Annotated in this window: 6 protein-coding genes; 1 reads left to right on the top strand and 5 read right to left on the bottom strand. The window is 47.1% G+C overall.

Annotated features, from left to right (window positions below; all coding sequences use genetic code 11):
* Positions 1–156 precede the first annotated feature (156 nt).
* The 3 genes from IBX50_RS16165 to dcm all read right to left on the bottom strand — a co-directional run bounded on the left by IBX50_RS16165 (position 157) and on the right by dcm (position 3,144).
* The gene (locus IBX50_RS16165; RefSeq protein ID WP_292257327.1) at positions 157–1,011 is read right to left on the bottom strand and encodes an HNH endonuclease; all 855 of its coding nucleotides are present in this window, start codon (positions 1,009–1,011) and stop codon (positions 157–159) included.
* Positions 1,012–1,214: 203 nt separating this feature from the next.
* Positions 1,215–1,694, bottom strand: coding sequence for a very short patch repair endonuclease (locus IBX50_RS16160; RefSeq protein WP_292257326.1), 480 nt, complete (start codon positions 1,692–1,694; stop codon positions 1,215–1,217).
* A gap of 16 nt (positions 1,695–1,710) precedes the next feature.
* Positions 1,711–3,144: a DNA (cytosine-5-)-methyltransferase gene (gene dcm, locus IBX50_RS16155; protein WP_366930743.1), complete on the bottom strand. Its 1,434-nt coding sequence runs from the start codon at positions 3,142–3,144 to the stop codon at positions 1,711–1,713.
* 292 nt (positions 3,145–3,436) lie between these two features.
* Here dcm and IBX50_RS16150 point away from each other — a divergent pair, with 292 nt between their 5' ends.
* The gene (locus tag IBX50_RS16150; RefSeq protein WP_292257325.1) at positions 3,437–4,672 is read left to right on the top strand and encodes a type II restriction endonuclease; all 1,236 of its coding nucleotides are present in this window, start codon (positions 3,437–3,439) and stop codon (positions 4,670–4,672) included.
* Positions 4,673–4,698: 26 nt separating this feature from the next.
* Here the strand turns inward: IBX50_RS16150 and IBX50_RS16145 are convergent, their stop codons facing one another.
* Positions 4,699–5,103: a hypothetical protein gene (locus IBX50_RS16145; protein ID WP_292257324.1), complete on the bottom strand. Its 405-nt coding sequence runs from the start codon at positions 5,101–5,103 to the stop codon at positions 4,699–4,701.
* Between the two features lie 127 nt (positions 5,104–5,230).
* Complete coding sequence (locus tag IBX50_RS16140; protein ID WP_292257323.1) at positions 5,231–5,611, bottom strand: PcfJ domain-containing protein; 381 nt, start codon at positions 5,609–5,611, stop codon at positions 5,231–5,233.
* Positions 5,612–5,974: the final 363 nt, after the last annotated feature.

Genomic DNA, 5,974 nt, shown 5'->3' with positions numbered 1-5,974 from the left:
TGGTGGAAGACCCGATTTGCCCGTGATCATTTTTTCATGCTGGATAAATGATCAGGTAAGAAGTTGATATGCAACAATAGGAATGTATTACTTTCCACGATAGTCAAAAATAGTAATGCAATCCTATTGATGGAGCATCCTGTTTGCCCGTGAAGGTTATTCGGATCTAATCAGTGTGTGTTTCCAGTGCCATTGGATTGCAGCGGGGTGAATCTGTAAGGCGGAGTTGCTGGCTTCACGAACAGGCACTCCGTGTAATATTTTCAGGCTGGTATTCTGCGGTATTGAGGATACTAAAGCTGGCACGAAAACTTTTCTGTTTTCATCAATACTGAAGAGTCCATTATCAAACGCCCAGTGGTGACGTTTGCACAAGGCAAAACCATTTCGTGCATCATCAGCGCCATATAAAGAGCGAGGCACAATATGTGCGGCATCCACTTCAATCAGGCCGGAAGGTGTTCTCAGTGCTTCACCGCAAACTGCGCAGCACCCATCATATAAGTCCAGAACCGTTCTGCGAAATGCAAGAGAGCGGGCAACCTTTCTGGTCGTGGAAGAGAAATGGCTGGCAGCGGTATCAAATGGGCTGAAGGGCGCTTTTTCACGAGACGCTTCTTCTCTGAGTGCCGAGTCAAAATCATTTGTTGTAACAGGTGGTGTGTCAGTCAGCACTCCCCAGCGCTTATCGGTGATAAGCTCGGCTATTTCAGTAAACTCTGTCGAATTTTTTCTGATAAGTGTCAGCCTGTAATAATCAAGGCGACCAACACTTCGCTGAATAACGAGGACATCGCCACCAGTTGCGGCATTGCGCAGACAGCCGAGTTGATCAGTCAGTCTTGTTTCAGGTGATCGCTGGCCACCCCAGGTTTGAATTTGATAACGTGTGCTGACTGTTCCGCGGTAATCATTCTCAACGAAAAGCTGAGCCTCAACTCTCTGGTCAACGGTTGGCTGGTCAGCTGAATAAACTCCTGTCAGACCAGGAAAGAACTCGCGCAGATCCACGGGGATCAATACACCACCCTGATGCCCCGTAGTGTTGCCCGTATCGTTGTTGGCCAGAACCTTGTATACCGGGTGATCCCAGTCATCAGATGGTAAAAGACAATGAAGGGTGGGCATCAGTTTGCTCCTTGCGGTTTGCGTACTATTGAAAATATGATCGGTACTTGTTTGCTAACGGTTGTCAGGTTCAGCTGAGTACTATGTTATAAGCCATCAGATTTGCGATACGGTTGCGCAGGCCATTCGATCAACTGTTCTGTGCTTTGGATGATACTGACGAGGTCATTAAAACAAGGGGAGAGTGATCTCAGTCCACACTCCCAGACGATCAGGACACGCCAGCCGTTATTAAGTAATTTTTGTTGATTCAGCCGGTCGCGCTGCTGATTCTGAATGAACTTCTGTTGCCAGAACTCCTTCCTGGTGGCTGGTGTGCTGGTATAAAAGCAATGCTGGTGCCGGTGCCAGAAACAGCCATGAATAAAAACAGCCAGGTGATACTTTTTTAACACCAGATCTGGCTTGCCAGCTAAGTCCTTTACATGCAGGCGATAGCGGAATCCAAGAGAATGCAGAGCCTTCCTGACAACCATCTCCGGACGGGTATTTTTACTCCGAATGGCAGACATGTTCCTTGAACGAACCGGGGAAACTGTTGTGTTATCAGTGGTTGAAGAAGACATATTTAACAGTTGATGCTTATGTGATTGTCAGTGGTATTGGTATCTGGTGCTGCTTTACCTCGTCGTTACTTTGTTTGAATGAGGGTATCCGATCAGACAGTAACCTCGCTACAGCGGAAAAAACAGGAACAACCACGGAGTTCCCGAATTGGCGATAAGCCTGAGTGTCAGAAACCGGAATCACCATGTTGCTTTCATTGACACCGTCAAATCCCATCAGTCTGGCGCACTCTCTGGGTGTCAGTCTTCTGGGGCGGTTTTTCTGATTATTGTCAGAATAAAAGTTGTCTGATGGATTAAATCCACGATCCACCAGTATTTCAGAGCCATCTTTGTGATAGCGGGCGGACAGTGTCCGAGCAACAGTGTCGGGGCCAGTCAGTCCGAACCCGAAGCCATTGCCTTTTGCACGATGCTTTTCAGCATACTTGTAAAGGTATTCCCAGAGTCGGGGTGTCAGAATGTACTTTTCATCGACTTGGGGTTCCAGGATATCTGCAAACCGTGGTGGTGTTTCTGGAAAGAACTGCTGAATGTCTTTCAACGTGAAACCCTGGTGAATATCCAGATCTCTGCGAAAACCAACCAGAACAATTCGCTCCCGGTGTTGTGGAACGAAGTGGCGCGCATCAATCACTTTCGGGTCAGACCCTTTGAGGATATCAACATCTGCCACCTCATAACCCAGTTCATCCAGAGTCTGGCAGATAACCCGAAAGGTATTTCCTTTATCGTGACTTTTTAGATTTTTGACGTTTTCAAGCAGGAAAACCGGGGGCTTTTTGGTCGCAAGTATCCTTGCGACATCAAAGAAAAGTGTGCCCTGAGTATCACACTCAAAGCCGTGCTTGCGCCCAAGAGAATTTTTCTTTGATACACCGGCCAGAGAAAATGGCTGGCAGGGAAATCCTGCCAGCAGAACTTCATGATCCGGAATGGCCTGGTTAATGTGTGCGTAGGCCTGCTCTTCACTGATGTCATGGTGACTGGAAAGAGTTACATCCCTGATGTCATGATTAAAAGTGTGCTCCGATGGGTCACAGAAATGATTTGCCAGATATGTTCGTCTGGCGTTGCCATCCCATTCAGAGGTGAAAACACATTTACCTCCAATCGCATCAAATCCCTTGCGTATTCCACCAATCCCGGCAAAAAGATCAATAAATCTGAATTTTGGATTATCGTAGTGTTCTGGGCGTTTTGGGAGCAACTCCTTCAATGCCTGATACTCGCTGAAAGAAAAACGTGGGCTGGCCTTCCCTTTGAGTGCACGATTAATAGTTTCGCGTGTCCAGTGGCCGGGTGTAACTCTACCCAGCACTTCGGCGATCTGCTTCTGGTCATAGATTTCTGCGACTCGGCGTAGCAATGCCATTTCAGGGCCAATGCTGCCCGTAAGGAGTTGTTGATTCAAGGTATTCATCAGATTGAGCTGCAGTGGATTGTTCATGGTTTTCCTCTGGGTCATTTGTGTGATCAGAGATCACATTAAAGACCCCTATTCTCAGTGCAGACTCATATTCGTGCAAGTGTTAATGCAGTTATCAGTATAGTGCTTTGGGGTGAAGCACCTGATTTTTACTGTATATGAACACAGTCTTTGTTTGGCTGTTTGCTGTTTTTTGTTGATGCGGCTCAAAAAGCATAAGCAGTGAAACTGGTTATTACAGTTTCGAGAGTTAAGCTTTGAGTTCTTGTAGTATTCTTTCGAAAAGTCAGAATCTGTCAGATTGGAGTGAAGGATGCTGGATTCAGTCAGTGATATTTTTGAAGGGGCTGCGGCTAAATACTTGAGTGCAGTTGATGCTGACAGAAGTCGCTCGAATCAGCATGAAATCGGTGGCCTGCCCAGCGTAGGTTTCAAACGCTATCTTGGTGAACCCGGCAAGAATGATGAAAGGATTTTTCCTTGCCTGATGGCATACATCAGCGACTCGGGTGAAGTGGAGCTTTGCCGTGATCATGTGACCTGGTATGACTCGCGTAGAAACGTAGTTCACAGGGCTGCTGAATACCGGCTTTACTACAAGGATAATCCAGTTACTTCACAGATCGGTGAAGGTGACTTTTTTCTGATTGCAAAACATAAGGATAACTCATTACTACTGATTTTTACTCCACCTGACTCACCAGCGGAGTATCAGTTAAGACACCTTTTTGGAATCAGCCGACCCGGTCAGAGGTTCAGCGCTGCAAATATGCCGGAAGCAAAACTGCTGCTGCCATTGCGACTGCTGCTGGAAGAGATCGGTATTTCTGCTTTTGATGAAGCAACGGCTGAAAATGATCTGGATCTTGTTCTGTCCCGATTCGGAGATGCTTTCCCGAAAACTGCAGTATTTTCTTCTCTCGCCAGAGAGCTTTCCAGCTTCAGTAGCACGGATGACCCTGATGCGGCTCTTCTGGGCTGGATGGAGCGCGAGGAGGCGCTGTTTCGAGCCTATGAGCGCCATGTCGTTCAGCGGCAATTGCGTGAAGGGTTCGGTAGTGGTGGTGATGATGTGGATGCCTTCATCAGTTTCTCACTGAGCGTCCAGAATCGTAGAAAGTCACGCGTCGGACATGCTTTTGAAAATCATCTGTCACAGATTTTCGCTGAAAATGCCTTGCCCTTTGAAAAGGGTGGAGCTGGAAGAGTCACAGAGAATAACTCCAAACCGGATTTTATGTTTCCGAGTTTCGGAGCATACCATGATGCAAGTCTAACCCCAGATAGTGTCTTTCTGCTGGGCGCAAAGACAACCTGCAAGGATCGCTGGCGGCAGGTGCTGGCCGAAGGTGATCGTCTGCAGGTGAAATACCTCGCCACACTGGAGGCTGGCATCAGCATGACCCAGACTTCAGAAATGCGATCCAAACAGCTCCAGCTGATCATACCCGATGCAGTTCATTCAACCTATAATACAGAGCAACAGCGATGGTTACTCACTCTGGCGGATTTTGTGAGACTTGTCAGAGAGAGGTGTGGCAATGGATGACTTCCTGAGAATATTGAATACTGGTACTAACAAGGCTGTGGTGGCAGCTCTTCAGGCAGCACAATATGATCAGTGGCTTTCCCTTTGCAGCCACTGCGTAACCAGTTATCCACTGCGTTGGTCTGTGAGACAAGATGGTCGTAGCTCTTCCATGCATCCCAGTCCCAGTTGAAGAAATTGCTCCAGATTGCATCCTCGTGCTCTTCATCTATCAGGTAGAGGTTGGCATCTATGTAATCATGCAGCTCAGAGATGGTTTCAACTGTTTCAGGCAATACCTTTCTGCGGATGTCTTCCAGGATCAGAAGCTCGGCAATTTCGGTTCTGTAATGGATCATTGCCTCGGGTGTTAATGGATCGGGCATGGGTACGGATGAAACGATTTTTCTGTAAGCCTGAGAGTCACCGAGGATTGTGTTGGGTTCTGTCATTTTGATCTCCAAGTCTTGTCTGGGTTACTTGATCCAGGATAAGACAAGGCTGATCAATAATCAATCAAATGCTGATTAAATATACAGTATTTTGATGCTGGTCAATTACCGATTTCTTGAGCAGACACTAGTGCATCTCCCTGTTAACTGGGATCGCTTTTTTATCAAAATAAAGCCTCAATACACCTTTGAGTAGTGATACAGCCAGCCTCAATTCCCGCTGGCGCAGTGCACGAGTCACCTGCTGCCATGCCGCACTACGGATGCGTTTTTGTTCGCTGTGATAAGCCCAGTTGTGGACATATTTTTCCAGTTCAGGGCCGGGTTTGCCGTTGCAGGCCGTGCGAATTTCAGAAACCCTCCAGCCGCCCTGGAAGTTACGACAGATGCCAAGGGTGGCATGTTCACCCTGATAATTCAGGTGCCAGCCGAAAAACTCACCGCGCATAGCAGTCTGGATATAGCTGGCAATACAATGGTGCATGACGTTACCTTCCTGCTGGAGCATCCCAGTGCGGGTGAACCTCAAGCTGTGTTGGAGCTTCATAGTGAAGTGGCAAGGCGCTCATGATTTCAACTTTCCCTGTTGGTTCCTAGGTGCAGGATTTGGTTAAACCCTGATGAACCATTGAATGCAAACCTTCAATGAAAAGTACTTTTAATTCAACCGGGTAGATTATTTTTGAGAAAGCATCCTGAAAAGCACGCCCGTTTGATCTAATCTGAAGCACTTAACTGCTGATAAGCAGTGGGCATTGATTGTTGATTTTATTCAAGTTTTGCTGCCAGACACAGGTTTCTGAAACTTTCCAAAAAGAGGTATGTCCATGCTCTGTCCAACAAGAGTACAAGAATTCTTTGACTTTTATCG

Source organism: Marinospirillum sp. (assembly GCF_014859565.1).
Note: the sequence above shows the minus strand (reverse complement) of the source record. Positions and strands in the feature narration are given on the sequence as shown.

Coding starts and splice junctions, on each gene's coding strand:
- IBX50_RS16150 (WP_292257325.1), top strand. CDS start 3,437: ATGCTGGATTCAGTCAGTGATATTTTTGAAGGGGCTGCGGCTAAATAC.
- IBX50_RS16160 (WP_292257326.1), bottom strand. CDS start 1,694: ATGTCTTCTTCAACCACTGATAACACAACAGTTTCCCCGGTTCGTTCA.
- dcm (WP_366930743.1), bottom strand. CDS start 3,144: ATGAACAATCCACTGCAGCTCAATCTGATGAATACCTTGAATCAACAA.
- IBX50_RS16140 (WP_292257323.1), bottom strand. CDS start 5,611: ATGCTCCAGCAGGAAGGTAACGTCATGCACCATTGTATTGCCAGCTAT.
- IBX50_RS16145 (WP_292257324.1), bottom strand. CDS start 5,103: ATGACAGAACCCAACACAATCCTCGGTGACTCTCAGGCTTACAGAAAA.